We start from the raw sequence: 14,750 nt of genomic DNA, 5'->3' as shown, positions 1-14,750 counted from the left end.
TAATCAACATCGAATTCGCGGTTAAGCGGGCGTAAAAAAGCCCTGGCGCATGGCCAGGGCAGTAAGTCAGCATTGAAACAGTAAATAGAACCTTCTAGCTAGTAGCGTTTAGAACTCGTAACGTGCAGAGAGCCACAGTCGACGTCCCTCTTCGCTGTTGGCATACACATTGCCAAAGCTAGTGCCGTCACCATAAGCGCGATAATCGACGAAGTCTTTATCGAACAAGTTGTAGATGGTGGCACTCACGTTAAATTGCTCGGTAAATGCGTAGCTGCCGCCTAAGTGGAACAGTGAATAGGCTTTGAAGTCGCCTAGGTCGTCGAAAGAGGGCGCGCCCCTAACGCTTTCACGGTTACGGTAACGTTCGCTGCGGTACTCGGCGGAAAGCCACGTGTCCAACTGAGGCGTGGCTTGCCAGCGCAGCGTGGCATTGAATGCATGCTCCGGGGTATCGGTCAGCGGTTCGCCCCGATTGTTACCGCTCTTCTGTTCGCTATCGGTGTAAGTGTAGTTGGCCGATAAGCGCCAATCTGGCGTGAACTGATAGCTGGTAGAAAGCTCGACACCCTGGGTAACGGCTTCATCGATATTGACGTCTTGGCTATAGACGCCGTCGGGTACCAGCGGGTTGTTCTCAACAACAATGTCGTTGCCGCTGGCTATTTTGTCATCGAACTCGTTATAGAACAGCGTGGCGCTAGCGGTGAAGCCTGCCAGGCTATCGTAATGTGCGCTAATTTCACTGCTAGTACTGGTTTCCGGTTCAAGGTTCGGGTTGCCGATAGTGAGTATGGTGCCCTGGCCCGTGACGCCATTGATACCCGCATGCAGGTCATTCAGCGAGGGCGTTTTGTAGCCTCGACTGACGCCGCCTTTCAGTGTCCAGTTTGGCGTCGTGTTCCACACCAAATAGCTACGTGGGCTGAACTGGCTGCCAAAGGCATCATGATGATCGTAGCGGCCGCCAAGCGTTAGCGCCAAATCGTCACGTAGCATCCACTCATCTTCTGCAAAGAGCGACCACGTAGTTTGCTCAAAGGTCTCATTGGCTAACCCATCATCGAGCTTAGCATCCCACCACTGCAAGCCCACTGTGGTCATGTGGTCGCCTAGCGGCATGACATATTTGCTGTCTAACACTGTATTGGTGGTTTCTAGCTCGCGAGGCGCGCCGCCCACGATGCCAGGGAAGCCGTCATAGGCAACGCCATTTTCACCAGGAATCGTACGGCCTTTAGTTTCTGTGGTGTTACGCATCAAGCTGGATTCGAGCGTGCCTGATGCAAAGCGGCCAGTGTGACCAATAGCAACCTGCTGACGCTCAAAACGCAATTCGTCGGCGTAGCCATTGGCGGCGCCAGGATCTGGCGCGCAGCTACGGGTGCGGCCATCTAAAGTACCGAGCTGGCATTCGTCATTGTTATAACGCTGTCGATTAACTTCACCATCCAGCCAAAGGTCGTGATCGGCATTGGGTGTCCAGGTTAACTTGCCGCCCAGGTTATAGGTATCGCCTTCAACGGGGCTGGGGCCGCGCTGGCTAACGTCAATGGGGTTGCCGTTGCCGTCAGTGTAAGTAAGCTCAGATGCGTCCCGCTCGTATAAGCGACCACGCACCTGAATGCCTAGTGTGTCTTGAATAAGCGGGCCGCTGGTGTACAGGTTGATTTCGCGGCGATCACCGAAATCACGATCTTCATTAAATGTGTTTTCAACGCCTATGGAGCCAACCCACTCACGGTCTACTCGACGAGTGATGATGTTGATTACCCCGCCCATGGCGTCAGAGCCATATAGCGTCGACATTGGGCCACGAATGACTTCGATACGTTCAATACTGGAGACAGGCGGGAAGAAGCTAGTAGACGTTTCGCCAAACCCGTTAGGCGTGACGCTGCCAGCCGCGTTCTGCCGGCGGCCATCAATAAGAATCAATGTATAGTCGCTAGGCATCCCACGAATACTGATATTGCGGCCACCGGTTTTGCCGACAGACCCACCAACATCAACACCTTCTACATCACGTAACGCATCAGCCACGCTGGTAATGCGCTTGCGCTCCAGTTCTTCACGAGAAACGACGGAAATACTGGCAGGGGCATCCACCAGTGCCTGCTCAAAACCGCTTGCAGATACAACGATATTGTCTAGTTGTTCTGATTCTTGAGCTAAGGCCGCGGTGGCGGTGACGCTAAGAGCGACGGCGCTGGCTAACGCGGTGCGAGTGAAGCGTGGCATGGTGATCCCCTGAGATGAAACTTATTTGCTAATGAAAACTGTTATCAATCGAGGTGGTGATTCTAAGAAGAAAAGTTCCCATATGCGAGTTTGTTTCATCGAACATTGTGTTGCCGAATGTCGAACAATGTTATGAGAAAAATATACCTTTATAAGGTTGCTGGATGGCTAATTGAGCAGGTGTTGCAGTATCTGGAACGTTCGATTCGTTGGAATAATAATGCAAGTGCTTTTGAGAATCGTTATTATCATTACCACAAACTCTCAGGAGCGTTACTTATGGGTTACTCATCGCTGCGCAACGGACTAGTCGGTATTGTGGTAGGCGGGTTATTGGTAGGCGGGTCGTTGGCAAGCGTTGCTCAGGCGCGCACGCTGGATACCGCATACGGAGACGTTGACGTTAGTGATGCGCCAAAGCGTGTTGTCACTCTGTATGAGGGTGCGTTAGATGCTGCTTTGGCTGCTGGCGTGACCCCCGTTGGCGCGGTCACTACCCGCGGTGGTGATAATGTTGCTGAGTACGTGGAAGCCCATTTTAATGGCGAGCGCCCTGAGATTGTCGGCGTTACACGTGAAATCAATATTGAAGCGGTTTTGGCCCAGCAGCCCGATTTAATTCTGGCCGCTGCTCAGCTATCGGAAGAGCAGTACCAGTTGCTATCGCGCATTGCGCCCACTGTGGTGCCGCATACTCAACCGTTAGCGTTTGATAATTGGCAAGCGGAAGCGCGGCTTTATGGGCAGGCGCTCAATCGTGAAGCGGAAATTGACGATGCCATTGCAGCCGTCGATCAACGTATTAGCGAACTGGCCGCTGCGATTGATGATGCGAACGCAGGTGGCACTGCTGTGCTGGCTCGCTGGATGCCCAATGGTCCGATGGTGATGTCCAAAGAGCTGATCGCCACTGGCCTATTGGCGCAAGTGGGGGTAGAGGTTCAGGATGCGGGGCTGGTTGCTGAAGGTCACCCCCATAGCGATATACTCAGTCTTGAAAATCTTTCCCAAGTGGACGGCGATTGGCTGTTCCTGGCTACGCTTAACGCCGATGGCCAAGCGGCGTTAGATGCCGCCAAGCAAAGCTCCGCCTTCACACGTTTGGACGTGGTTAAACAAGATCAGGTCGTGCCGGTGAATGGCCAACTGTGGAGCAGTGCCAACGGCCCGCTGGCCGCTCAAGCCATTCTGGACGATATCGAGAACGCATTGTTGCCGTGAAAGATGCCGTGACATCACTATCTAACGCAATGGGCGGCGCCAGTCGGCGCTATGCTCCCCGTACATGGATGCTTATTCTGCTCACCGCCCTTGTGGCGGTGAGCGTCGTTAGTTTACTAATTGGGGCTGGCGAGGTGGGGCCCCGCCGAGTGTTGGGTTTGCTGCACGGCGTAAGCGACAGTGAGGCGCAGTTTATCGTCTGGGAGCTTCGCGCTCCGCGTACCTTAATTGGCATTGTGGTGGGTATTGCATTGGGCGTTGCCGGGGCACTGCTTCAAGCCATTTCCCGTAACCCGCTCGCCGAGCCTGGTCTGCTGGGGGTAAGCGCAGGAGCGGCCTTTGCGGTAGCACTGGCTCTGGTACTAGGGGCTAGCGCTGCCACGCTACGTATTTCGGTTGCCCAGTTAGGAGCACTGATCGGTTGTGTTTGTGTCCTCAGCGTGGCGCGTTTTCGCGGAGTGGGAAATGACCCGGTGCGTTTAGTGTTGGCGGGGGCGGCATTTTCTGGGTTGTTAGGCTCGCTCACCTCATTAATGCTGCTGTACGACCAGCGCGCTGCAGATGAAATTCGGTTTTGGGTGATAGGCAGCCTAGCAGGAAGACGGCTGGATGATCTTGTGGCGGTGCTGCCGAGCTTATTAATCGCTGCCATCGCGGTGGTTATTATGGCGCGGCCTCTGGCGGCGCTGGCGCTAGGCGAGCGAGCGGCGAGTGGCTTGGGGCATCACCCCACACTGATCCGCTGGGTAGCCGTAGGTTGCGTGGCACTGCTGGTTGGTGCGGCAACTGCGATTGCCGGGCCGATCGCCTTTGTAGGGCTGGTGGTGCCATTTGTAGCGCGTGCGTTTGCAGGACCCGATATTCGCCGCACGCTGTGGTTTTGCCTGCCGATAGGCCCATTGATTGTGCTCTCGGCGGATATTATCTCGCGTATTGTCGTTGCACCTTCTGAGCTGCCATTGGGGGTGCTTACCGCGCTATGTGGCGCGCCGGTATTGATTGCCGTGGTGCGTGCTAAACGGTTACCGATGCTGTAACGCTTTTTTTAACACCCTGCCGCCCGGGCGTCTTGGTGTCATCTTGGTGATGTGTTGATATGAAAATAATGGCGAATCATCCGCCTTTAACGGATGTTGTCACTCCCAGCCATGTTTTAAACAATGTGCCAGTCGATGCCGCAGCACATGCCGATAGCGTGCCAGCGCCGGAAGGCTACTGGCATATTGCGCTACCCCGTTGGGGCTATAGTTTCCTGCTCGAAAAGCGCGCGCTAGCCGTCAATATTGGTTTGTTGATGGCGTTGCTGGCATCTTGCCTGCTCTATCTAAGCTTAGGTAGCGTACCGCTGGCGCCCAGTGCGGTGATTCCTGCCGTGTTAGGTAAGGGCGACATGATGACGGCCTTTATGGTTCAGGAGCTGCGTTTGCCTCGTTTGGCCGCTGCTTGCTTTACCGGAGCGGCGTTCGCACTTTCAGGTATTTTGATGCAAACCCTGGCACGCAATCGCCTAGCCACGCCCGGCATTATCGGTATTGATAATGGCGCAACGGCGTTTGCGGTGGCCTCTATTGTAGGCATGAGCGTGTCTATTGCGCCGCCCGCGATGGCATTGGCAGGGGCAACGACCGCCGCTGTGCTGACCTTTGGCCTCGCGGCAGGCAGTGGTACTCAGGGTTATCGGTTTATTGTCGCGGGCATTGGCGTGGGAGCGGTGTTTGGTGCTGTCACTCAATTAATGCTGGCACGGGTAGCGATTGACACCGCCAATGCCGCCTACCCGTGGACGGTAGGATCACTCAATGCCCGCCCCGGCGGCGCAGTACAACTGTTGGGAATTGGCTTGGCATTGGGGGTTATTGCCGCCTTGGCGCTGGCGCGTTCACTGACGCTGCTGCGCTTTAAAGATGCCACCGCCAGCGGCCTAGGACTTCGTGTAAAAGCCCGCAGGCTACAGATCCTGATGCTTTCCGTTGTGCTTACCGCCTTTGCGGTTGCTGTGGCGGGGCCTGTGGGTATGGTTGCGCTGATTGGCCCAGAGATTGCCCGCTCGCTCTCCAGCGCTCGACATGTGCCGATTCTAGCCGCCACCTTAGCAGGTGCTCTGGTGATGTTGCTGGCCGACCTTGCCGGGCGCACTCTCTTAGCGCCGATTGAAATTCCCGTTGGTATTGTCACCGCGGTGGTTGGCGGGCCCTGGCTGCTATGGATATTAATGCGCCCACAACGGAGCCGCCCATGAACAACTCATCTCTTTCACCAGAACTTATTTCACCAGAGCAAGTTTCACCAACGCTTGCCACCGATGCGTTGTGCATGAGCTACGGCCAGCGTCGAGTGATTGAAAATCTGGGTATTAAACTGCCAAGCGGGCAGGTCACCGCCATTGTTGGCCCTAACGGCTGCGGTAAATCAACGCTACTTTCCGGTCTTGCTCGTTTGCACAAACCAGATAGCGGTGCGGTACTGCTGGATAGCCAGGATATTCAACGCCTGCCCGCGCGTCAGTTAGCTACTCAGCTAGCGTTGCTGCCCCAAGAGGCGGTGGCTCCAGAAGGCTTAACCGTCACTGAATTGATTCGCTTTGGCCGCCAGCCCCACCAAGGCTGGTTGCGTCAATGGTCAGCGGAAGACCAGCGCGTGGTGCAGTACGCGCTCGATGCTGCTGGTTTGGAAGACCTCGCCGACCGGCCGTTAGAAGCGCTTTCCGGCGGCCAACGCCAGCGTGCCTGGATCGCTATGACCATTGCCCAGCAAACGCCGCTTCTGCTTTTAGATGAACCCACCTCTGCGCTAGACTTAGGCCATCAGATTGAAGTGTTTGAGCTAGTGCGCCACTTGGCTTGCCATGGCCGCACGGTGGTGATGGTATTGCATGACCTCGCCAGTGCTTGTCGTTATTCAGACAACCTGATTGCGATGCGCGATGGCCAGATTATTGCTCAGGGAGCGCCCGCTGAGGTGGTGACGCCCGAGCTAGTACGCGAGCTTTACCAGGTAGACTGTACGCTGCTGCTTGACCCGGATACCGGCAGCCCCTTGCTGGCTAACGTGCGTCGCGTGGCTCAGCCGGCATAAGCGCTACTCAGTAACTTCAGCCCATAGTTCTCGTTCTCTCTACATTCTCTCTATAACTTCTAAAAGGAACCGATGTGGCTTCTTCACCACCTCGCGCTCAAGCGACGTCTTCAAACCAAAGCTTTCAAGCGCTCGTGCGACTGCTGCGCTATGCCAAAGGTTATCGGCGGCGGATTGCCGCGGCTACTGCCTGTTCTATTATCAACAAGCTGTTTGATATCGCGCCGGAAATTCTGATCGGTGTGGCGATTGATGTGGTGGTGAATCAGGAAAACAGCTTTGTCGCGCGGCTGGGGTTTGAAACACCTCATCAACAAATCACCATTCTGGCGGTGCTGACGTTCTTTATCTGGGCGGGGGAGTCGCTGTTCGAGTATCTGTTCCAAATCCTCTGGCGCAACCTTGCCCAGCGGCTACAGGCCGATATGCGCCAGGACACCTACGAGCACGCCCAGCGCTTGGATATGGCGTTTTTCGAATCTAAAAGCTCCGGCCAGCTCGTCGCCACTATGAACGACGACGTGAACCAGTTGGAGCGCTTCCTGGACGGCGGAGCCAACGCGCTGATTCAAGTTGGTGTGACGGTAATAGCGGTAGGCGCCGTGTTTTTTGTACTGTCACCGCTGATTGCGCTACTGGCGTTCACGCCGATTCCGCTGATTATCTGGGGTGCCTTCTTCTTCCAACGCAAAGCCGGGCCGCTGTATAGCGATGTGCGTGAAAAGGTGGGTGATCTTGCCAGCCGCCTTTCCAACAACCTAAGCGGCATTGCCACCATCAAAAGCTTTACCAGTGAAGCACGGGAAGCCGAGCGCCTCCGTGATGCCAGCGAAGCCTATTTAGAAGCCAACCGCCGGGCGATAAAGGTCAGCTCCGCGTTTATACCGGTAATCCGTATGGCGATTCTGGCGGGCTTTCTCGCCACCTTTACTGTCGGCGGCATGATGGCGCTGAACGGCAGCCTGAATGTAGGTGCTTATGGCGTCCTGGTTTTCCTTACCCAGCGCTTGCTGTGGCCGCTCACCGGTCTTGCCCAAGTGATCGACCTGTTCGAGCGCGCGATGGCCAGCACCAAGCGGATTCTCGACCTGCTGGAAGTGCCGATTACGGTTAAAGATGAAAGTACGACGCCTCTCGCTGCGCCTGTGAAAGGCGAGGTGCGGTTCGAAGCAGTGAGCTTCCACTACGCCGCTAGCCAAGTAGGGGTGAGTGGCGTTGATCTCCACGTGCCTGCAGGCAACACCCTAGCGCTAGTAGGCGCTACCGGTTCCGGTAAATCGACCCTGATCAAATTGCTGCTGCGCTTTTACGACCCAGTCAGCGGCCGCGTACTGGTCGACGGTCAGCCGATCACAGAGGTCAGCATGCACTCGCTGCGCCAAGCGATAGGGTTGGTGAGCCAGGATGTGTACCTGTTTGAAGGCAGCATTCGCGATAACATTGCTTACGGCAAGCCCGATGCCTCAGAGGCCGCGATTATTGACGCCGCGAAAACCGCCGAAGCCTGGAGTTTTATTGAAACGCTGCCCCAAGGGTTGGAAACCCCGGTTGGTGAGCGAGGAGTATTACTCTCTGGTGGCCAACGTCAGCGGCTTTCGCTGGCCAGGGCGCTGCTGAAAGATCCGCCGATTCTGGTGCTGGATGAAGCTACTAGCGCGGTGGATAACGAAACTGAAGCTGCCATTCAGCGTTCACTGAAGCGCATCGCCCATGGGCGCACGGTGATTATGATTGCCCATCGGCTTTCGACCATTGTGCATGCCGATGAAATCGTGGTGATCGAAAAAGGACGCGTTGCTGAACGCGGTAACCACTCAAGCTTGCTGGAGGTTGATGGCCACTATGCTGCCCAGTGGCGAGTACAAACTGGCTCTGCCCAGGCAGGCGATTTAGCCGTGCTCGAACATTAATTAGAATGACGCTGAGTGCAGGCACGAATGCGTTCAGCAGCATCGCGTAAAATGGTTAGCACCTCTTCCTGCGCTTCTAAGGAGAGGTGCTGCGTCTTGTAAAGAGCAGCCTTAAGATCCATCCGGGCTGTCATGAGTTCTTGCGCCATGGGTAGTGCTTGGCTGGGGGATTCAGCCGTTTCGCTGAGTACTTCATGTAGGCGCTGCAATTTCTGGCCTGCGCGCTGCAGTCGCTGATAGATCTGTTCTCCACTATCACGTCGAGTATTCAGGTAGCGCTTCCCTTCATCGGTTAAGGCGTAATATTTACGCCGTCCTCGCCGCTCTTTTACCAAACACCGCTGTTCGGTTAGCTTGGCCAGTACCGGGTAAAGCATGCCAGGGCTAGGCCGATAAAAGCCTTTTGAAAGCGTTTCTATTGCGTGGGCTAAGTCGCTTCCGTAGCGAGGTGTGTCCGTTAACAGGATAAGCACCAGAAGGCCCAGTTCATGATTAGATAGCTTGCGGGTGGCGGGCATTCCAAGTGGCAATGCTGCGTCGGGTTGGAGGGCATCAACGGATGAAGAATCCTGCATAAGCTGATGGTCTCGCTATGTTATTAGTGTGTCGTGCGAGAAGGGCAGCAGGGAGTTGCTGCCCAGCGTATATGTTTTAGAACGTTACGTTAAGACCTGCATTAAAGCGTCGCCCATCCAGTAGCCGTCCATAGTCATCGAAATTGATATCCTTGTCGAGCAGGTTGTAAATCCCGCCATAAATACTCACCGTTTCGCTTAATTGGTGGCGAATACCAACATCTACCAGCGTATAACTTGGGTAAGCACGGCTTAATCCTCTGCGCCCAGCGATCTGCTCAGCCTCGCCTTTATAGCGCGCTTGCGACCATAGCTGTGTATCTGCGGTTGCCTCCCAATCGAGTCCCAAGGTGGCGCGGTGCCGCGGCTGGTCGTTTAGCGGCAGGCCACTATTTTCACCGGAGCGCTGTTTGCTGTCGGTGAACGTGTAGCTGGTGCTCAATGAAACATGCTCCCCGATGGGGATATCCAGTGTTAGTTCAGCACCATTGACGGTCGCTTCATCAACATTCATATATTGCGCAATGGCAGTGTATTCCTGTCCTTGATATAGGCAGAGCGCATCGCCTTCGCGAGTATCACAGACGGTAGGCTTTTCTATCTTGTCGCGATAATCTGTATGGAACAACGTCGTACTTAGCTCCAGGCCTGACTCACTTTGCCAAAGAGCAGATAGCTCATACGTGGTGCTCTTTTCAGCTTCCAGGTTGGTGTTGCCCACATCGCGGCAGTCTGCACAACGCGGGCCACCGCCGCCCTCGATCCAGTTGGAATCCCCCTCTTTAAGATCTGGCGTGCGATAGCCTGCACTAACTCCTCCTTTCAGGGTGAGTTGTGGGGTTGCATTGAAGACACCATAAAGCCGTGGAACAATCTCGGAGCCGTAGTTCTCGTCGTTAACCCAGCGTGCCCCTGTGGTCAGTGAGAACTGATCGGTCAGGAACCATTCGTCTTCAGCAAATAGAGCCATATCCCAGCGTTCTAAGTTAGCTTTTCCAAACCCTCGTCCTGGATTTTCCGTGCGCTGTTCACGCGCTTGAGCACCTAGGGTTAGTAAGTGGTCACTTAGTGGTATAACCGTTGATGTATTGGCGGTCAAACGCTCATAGACCGAACGATAAGACGTGTCATCCTGACGCAATTCGGTGCGTTGTAAATAGCTGCGAGTGGTTAGTCGATCGCCCCACTGCAAAGTATGACGAAGGGATTGTTGCTGACGTCGTGTCTCCAGTTCGTTGGCGTTGCCGGTTTTGTCTGTCGTACCTTCTGTATCCTGCGTACCGTAGCCCGCTTCAAGCTGAAGACGGTTGGCGTCGTTGGGCGTCCAGTCTAACTGTGCAGTTAAATCTCGGCGGTCATAGCCTCTATAGCCGTCTTCAATCGTATCTTCATCCCGGGTAAGCACCGAGCCGGTAATCGTGGCGGCCAGAGTATCCTCGATCAGAGGGCCGCTTACGCGGAACTGCGATTGGTGGCGGTCGCCGGAGGCTGAATCCTGCTGAACCATCGTATCGACATTGACCGAACCACCCCAGTTCTCACGGGCGCCTTGAGTAATAACATTGATCACTCCACCCAGAGCGTCCGACCCATAGAGCGTGGACATGGGGCCACGAATCACTTCGATGCGCTCAATGGCAGAAATCGGCGGTAGCCAGCCGAACTCAGCGCCACTACCGTAACCGTTGTAGTACGCCTGCTGTGACCCTTGGGGCACACCGTCCACCAGGATTAGCGTATATTTGGTATCCATGCCGCGGATGGAAATCTCGCCTGTGCCCCCTTTGCCAGAAGGCCCGTCATCGAAATACACGCCAGGTACGCTTTCAAGCGCTTCGGTAATATCGCGGAATGAGCGGCCTTCGAGCTCCTCCTTGGTAATGACAGAAATACTGGCAGGCGCATTAGCGGGGTCAACCGCATAGCCAGAGGCCGCCGCTGAGGTCACTGTCAGCGTAGATAGCTCCGTGTTGTTGGTTTGTGCTTGCGCTTGAGAAAGCATCAATCCACCCAGAATCAGGCTACTTAGTGGAATCAACTTTCCAGAAGCCAAAAGCGTTGCACAGGGGCGTTTTATAGGCGTAGTAATCATAGCTAACTCGTAGATTCCTTGAATGAATATGAGTTGCTAGTGACGGTATGCGGTTGAAACCGCTTATGGTTATTGGGTGTTATTGTTTATTCGCCGTGATACTGGGATACGCTGATCTCGCCTTTTTCCAAGGACATGATTCGCGATGTAAACGCCGGATTGCTCAGAAGTGTGTGTCGAAAATCGCCTGGCTCACCTGCAAAGTGGTTCAGGTTATCGGCGACAACAAAAGCGTTAGGTTTCAGCTTTGGTCGAAGCATATCCAGCACCGGCTGGTAAAGGCTCTTGTCTCCATCCAGAAAGACAAAATCGATGGGGGTGGGAAGCTCACTTAACGTCTCCATCGCATCCCCCAAGCGAATCTCAACGCGATGATCCAGACCCGCGTCGTTTAAGTTGGTCAGGGCATGTTCCCGCTTGTTGGCATAGTACTCACTGCCGATGACAGTGCCATCGTTATCTTCCGCAGCCGCCGCCAGGTAGAGGGTAGAAATACCAAAGGAGCTGCCAAACTCAACAATAGTGCGAGCATGGCAGGCCCGGGCTAGCATATAAAGTAGCGCACCTTGGCCTGGGGAAATGGCGAGATAAGCATGCTGAAAATGGTCGGCCTCTTTAAATGAGCGCCAGCCTTTAGGGGCAGCCTGCTGTTCCGATTGCTCGCGGGCGGCTTGGCGTTTCGCCCGCTGCTCTAACGCTGCGGCATGCTCGCGTTGAAGGGTTGCGACAACGTTATCGCGATCAAGGGTAGAGCTCATGGGGCGTCTCCTGTGGCAGTGACTATGGGGCTGATGAGATTGGTCGTGGATATTAGGTGTCCGAAGGGGCAGTCACGACCACCGGGCAGCCACGTTTGGGGTGAGTGAGTACACACACATCCTGCTGATAAATGTTTTCCAGCAACTTCTGATTGAGCACATCCCAGGGCGCCCCTGTTGCTATTAGCTTGCCTGCGTCTAAAAGAGCCAACTGATCAGCATGAGCCGCCGCCAGATTAAGGTCATGCATCACCGCAACCACGCAGTGCCCCCGTGCTGCCCACTGAGCGGCTAGTTGCATTAACCGCTCTTGATGGCGTAGGTCGAGCGCAGCAGTCGGTTCATCCAGCAGTAGGATGGGGGTTTCCTGTACTTGCACACGGGCAAAGGTGGTGCGTGCCTGCTCGCCGCCGGAAAGCGTCATGGCGTTGCGTTGGCGCAAAGCCAAAATCTCGACCCGCTGCATGGCGGCCTCAACACGGCTATCGTCCTCTCCGGGTGGCAAATCGCGCATGGCGCGCCCCATACGAACGACATCTTCTACGCAGTAACCAAAGCGCAGAACGCTATCTTGAGGCATCACCGCACGTTCGGCAGCTAAGTCACGAATGCTGTAACTGGTGAGTGGCTGCCCGTTCAGCCATACGTCTCCTTGGGAGGGGAGGTGGTCGCCTGCCATTACGCCTAGCAGCGTTGATTTCCCTGCGCCATTGGGGCCAATTAATGCGGTAACGCTACCTTTTGAGCAGGTCAACGACACATCATCCAGCAGCGTTTTTGAGCCGATGTTAAGCGATACATTGTGTAGTTCGAGCATTAGCGAATGCCCCCCACGCGTTGTCTCGCGACTAGCCATAGGAAGAAAGGGCCACCTAACGTCGCGGTAAGAATGCCAATCGGCATTTCATTGGGAGGGTCAAGGCTGCGCGCACCCAGATCGGCCAGCATCAATAAAAGGCCCCCACCCAAGGCGCTAAAGGGCAGCAGATGCCGGTGGCCTGGGCCAATCAGCGTTCGAACCAAATGCGGAATGACCAGCCCAACAAAACCGATAGTACCGCTAAAGGCGACTGCGGCTGCGGTCAATAGCGCGGTTAAAGCTATCAGCTGTAGACGCAAACGCTTTACATCGACTCCCGCGTGGCGTGCTTGCCTTTCGCCAAGAGCCAGCAAATCCAAAGAGGCCGACTTGCGATGTAACAAAACGCTGCTAATTAACACGAGGGGGGAAATGATCATTACCGGCACCCAGGAGGCGCGGGCCAAAGAACCCATTGACCAAAACATAAGGCTTTCCAACTGCTCCACGCTAGCGAGATAGGTGAGGTAGCCGGTGACCGCGCCGATCACTGCGTTAATCGCAATGCCGATCAGCAGCAAGCGGGCGTTGTCATTGCCTGCTTCTGAAGGTTTTGCCAGCAGATAGATAAGCCATGTGGTAAGAAAGCCGCTGGCAAAAGCGCCCACAGGGAGTGTCCAAGCGCCCAGCGTATTGATGCCGAGCACAATAACGGCGACCGCGCCAAGGGAGGCGCCAGCACTGACACCCACAATACCAGGGTCTGCCAGCGGGTTGCCGAATAAGCCCTGCATGGCTGCCCCTGCACTGGCCAGCGCCGCACCGATAAATAGCGCCATGAGCGCACGGGGCAGGCGCAGCTCCCAAAAAACGGCATGCGCAATTCGGTGCTCTTCCACACTGGCAAAGGGCGATGAGATAACGGCCCATAAGTCGTTGGTGGAGAGGGAAATTACCCCTGTCACTGTGGTCAGCATTAGGCAGAGTAGCGTTAGGCTGGCAAATATCCCGTAGATATGCGAACCGGGTGTAAAACGGAAGGGGCGTTGCATATTCATGGTGTGTGCAGCGCCTCAGCCAGAGCAAGGGTGGCAGCTCCGCTGCTGGCGGCGTCAAATTTAAGCGCGGCATGATCCATTACGATCAGGTGGTTATTCACAGCGGCAGGCGTATGGGCGAGGCCTGGAATATTTTCCCAAATGCCATCAGCGTTACCTAACTGTGCCAATTCAAGGTCTGAAACGACCACCGCGTCGGGTGCCATGGACATCACACCTTCGGCACTCAGCGTTTGGTAGCGCTCCAACCCCGCCTCGGCGCCGACATTAATACCTCCCGCCCGCTCAATCAGTGCATGGGCAGAAGTTTCCGCCCCTGCTCCGGTGACTGCCCCGGAGCTACCTGCACCGCTGCTGGAGATGTGCAGTACACGGGGTGTTTGCGTTTGTGGGATCGTCGCTGCCTGCTGATAAGCCTGTTCAATGTGGGCAATTAGCGCCTCGCCTTGAGCTTGGCGACCAATGAGTTCAGCAATACGCTGGATGCGCTCGGTAGGAGGCAGTGAGCGATCAATCATATGATGTGGAATACCTAAACGTACAACTTGGTCTAACACGGGGAGCGCTCGCCCCGGATTACCAGCCAACACCAACTGTGGGTCGACTTCTAAAATGCTCTCGATAGAAGGTGTCCGGTGGAAGCGTTCTGCCTGAGGGTAATCGCCTTCCATCGAGGGATCTTCGGGCACTAATATAAGCGCATTTCCCATGCCTAACGCGTCGATAATTTCGACGTGCCCTGGGTCCGTCACCACAATGCGCTCGATTGAGGCGTTAGCCAACGCATTTAGAGGCGTGCTGACGAGTAGTGCCATTAGGCTAAAAATGCCTAAACGATAAGAGAAGTTAAGAGGCTGCATGCGGATGTCCCTTTCTATTTATCTTACGATAATTTAAATGATAATCATAATCAATAGTAAAGGCGAATGGGTATGAATATAGTTAAATGTCGGCTGCTGAGGAAGCCGACGATAGAGCCGATATAGGCGATGACTAGTCTTGGGGGGCGGAAGGTAAGTGG

Annotated in this window: 12 protein-coding genes; 5 read left to right on the top strand and 7 right to left on the bottom strand. The window is 55.1% G+C overall.

Translation table 11 applies throughout. From position 1 onward, the window contains the following. Window positions 1-108 precede the first annotated feature (108 nt). Window positions 109-2,241 carry a TonB-dependent receptor domain-containing protein gene (locus CEK60_RS14265; RefSeq protein ID WP_089039594.1) on the bottom strand — a complete coding sequence of 711 codons (2,133 nt, stop codon included), beginning with the start codon at window positions 2,239-2,241 and terminating at the stop codon, window positions 109-111. Between the two features lie 279 nt (window positions 2,242-2,520). Between CEK60_RS14265 and CEK60_RS14260 the strand changes: the two genes are divergently transcribed. The 5 genes from CEK60_RS14260 to CEK60_RS14240 all read left to right on the top strand — a co-directional run bounded on the left by CEK60_RS14260 (window position 2,521) and on the right by CEK60_RS14240 (window position 8,447). Next, window positions 2,521-3,462, top strand: coding sequence for an ABC transporter substrate-binding protein (locus tag CEK60_RS14260; RefSeq protein ID WP_089039593.1), 942 nt, complete (start codon window positions 2,521-2,523; stop codon window positions 3,460-3,462). A 68-nt stretch (window positions 3,463-3,530) separates the two neighbouring features. Continuing rightward, entirely contained in the window at window positions 3,531-4,499 is a 969-nt protein-coding gene (locus tag CEK60_RS14255) for a FecCD family ABC transporter permease (RefSeq protein ID WP_089040935.1), read from the top strand. A 59-nt stretch (window positions 4,500-4,558) separates the two neighbouring features. After that, window positions 4,559-5,701: a FecCD family ABC transporter permease gene (locus CEK60_RS14250; RefSeq protein ID WP_089039592.1), complete on the top strand. Its 1,143-nt coding sequence runs from the start codon at window positions 4,559-4,561 to the stop codon at window positions 5,699-5,701. Next, window positions 5,698-6,537: an ABC transporter ATP-binding protein gene (locus tag CEK60_RS14245; protein WP_446718631.1), complete on the top strand. Its 840-nt coding sequence runs from the start codon at window positions 5,698-5,700 to the stop codon at window positions 6,535-6,537. The genes CEK60_RS14250 and CEK60_RS14245 overlap by 4 nt, the downstream gene beginning before the upstream one ends. Before the next feature lie 74 nt (window positions 6,538-6,611). Beyond that, window positions 6,612-8,447 carry an ABC transporter ATP-binding protein gene (locus CEK60_RS14240; protein ID WP_089039591.1) on the top strand — a complete coding sequence of 612 codons (1,836 nt, stop codon included), beginning with the start codon at window positions 6,612-6,614 and terminating at the stop codon, window positions 8,445-8,447. Here CEK60_RS14240 and CEK60_RS14235 read toward each other — a convergent pair. The 6 genes from CEK60_RS14235 to CEK60_RS14210 form a co-directional block, all read right to left on the bottom strand. Beyond that, the gene (locus CEK60_RS14235) at window positions 8,444-9,022 is read right to left on the bottom strand and encodes a PadR family transcriptional regulator (protein WP_089039590.1); all 579 of its coding nucleotides are present in this window, start codon (window positions 9,020-9,022) and stop codon (window positions 8,444-8,446) included. The two genes, CEK60_RS14240 and CEK60_RS14235, sit on opposite strands and share 4 nt — an antisense overlap. A gap of 76 nt (window positions 9,023-9,098) precedes the next feature. Then, window positions 9,099-11,114: a TonB-dependent receptor domain-containing protein gene (locus tag CEK60_RS14230; RefSeq protein WP_089039589.1), complete on the bottom strand. Its 2,016-nt coding sequence runs from the start codon at window positions 11,112-11,114 to the stop codon at window positions 9,099-9,101. An 86-nt stretch (window positions 11,115-11,200) separates the two neighbouring features. After that, entirely contained in the window at window positions 11,201-11,872 is a 672-nt protein-coding gene (locus CEK60_RS14225; RefSeq protein WP_089039588.1) for an O-methyltransferase, read from the bottom strand. A 52-nt stretch (window positions 11,873-11,924) separates the two neighbouring features. Further along, window positions 11,925-12,689 carry a heme ABC transporter ATP-binding protein gene (locus tag CEK60_RS14220; RefSeq protein WP_089039587.1) on the bottom strand — a complete coding sequence of 255 codons (765 nt, stop codon included), beginning with the start codon at window positions 12,687-12,689 and terminating at the stop codon, window positions 11,925-11,927. Continuing rightward, window positions 12,689-13,729 carry a FecCD family ABC transporter permease gene (locus tag CEK60_RS14215; RefSeq protein ID WP_198361366.1) on the bottom strand — a complete coding sequence of 347 codons (1,041 nt, stop codon included), beginning with the start codon at window positions 13,727-13,729 and terminating at the stop codon, window positions 12,689-12,691. The genes CEK60_RS14220 and CEK60_RS14215 overlap by 1 nt, the downstream gene beginning before the upstream one ends. Continuing rightward, the gene (locus CEK60_RS14210; protein WP_089039586.1) at window positions 13,726-14,589 is read right to left on the bottom strand and encodes a heme/hemin ABC transporter substrate-binding protein; all 864 of its coding nucleotides are present in this window, start codon (window positions 14,587-14,589) and stop codon (window positions 13,726-13,728) included. Before CEK60_RS14210 ends, CEK60_RS14215 begins: the two co-directional genes overlap by 4 nt. Between the last annotated feature and the right edge of the window lie 161 nt (window positions 14,590-14,750).

The organism is Halomonas sp. N3-2A (assembly GCF_002216165.1).
In the GTDB taxonomy this organism is placed as follows: Bacteria; Pseudomonadota; Gammaproteobacteria; order Pseudomonadales; family Halomonadaceae; genus Vreelandella.
The sequence above is the reverse complement of the archived record's forward strand: the minus strand, read 5'-3'. Positions and strand labels throughout refer to the sequence as shown.

Bases quoted from the DNA above. Each gene is read 5' to 3' on its own strand.
- CEK60_RS14225 (WP_089039588.1), bottom strand. From the start codon at position 11,872: ATGAGCTCTACCCTTGATCGCGATAACGTTGTCGCAACCCTTCAACGC.
- CEK60_RS14265 (WP_089039594.1), bottom strand. From the start codon at position 2,241: ATGCCACGCTTCACTCGCACCGCGTTAGCCAGCGCCGTCGCTCTTAGC.
- CEK60_RS14250 (WP_089039592.1), top strand. From the start codon at position 4,559: ATGAAAATAATGGCGAATCATCCGCCTTTAACGGATGTTGTCACTCCC.
- CEK60_RS14230 (WP_089039589.1), bottom strand. From the start codon at position 11,114: ATGATTACTACGCCTATAAAACGCCCCTGTGCAACGCTTTTGGCTTCT.
- CEK60_RS14220 (WP_089039587.1), bottom strand. From the start codon at position 12,689: ATGCTCGAACTACACAATGTATCGCTTAACATCGGCTCAAAAACGCTG.
- CEK60_RS14255 (WP_089040935.1), top strand. From the start codon at position 3,531: ATGCTTATTCTGCTCACCGCCCTTGTGGCGGTGAGCGTCGTTAGTTTA.
- CEK60_RS14215 (WP_198361366.1), bottom strand. From the start codon at position 13,729: ATGAATATGCAACGCCCCTTCCGTTTTACACCCGGTTCGCATATCTAC.
- CEK60_RS14210 (WP_089039586.1), bottom strand. From the start codon at position 14,589: ATGCAGCCTCTTAACTTCTCTTATCGTTTAGGCATTTTTAGCCTAATG.
- CEK60_RS14245 (WP_446718631.1), top strand. From the start codon at position 5,698: ATGAACAACTCATCTCTTTCACCAGAACTTATTTCACCAGAGCAAGTT.
- CEK60_RS14235 (WP_089039590.1), bottom strand. From the start codon at position 9,022: ATGCAGGATTCTTCATCCGTTGATGCCCTCCAACCCGACGCAGCATTG.
- CEK60_RS14260 (WP_089039593.1), top strand. From the start codon at position 2,521: ATGGGTTACTCATCGCTGCGCAACGGACTAGTCGGTATTGTGGTAGGC.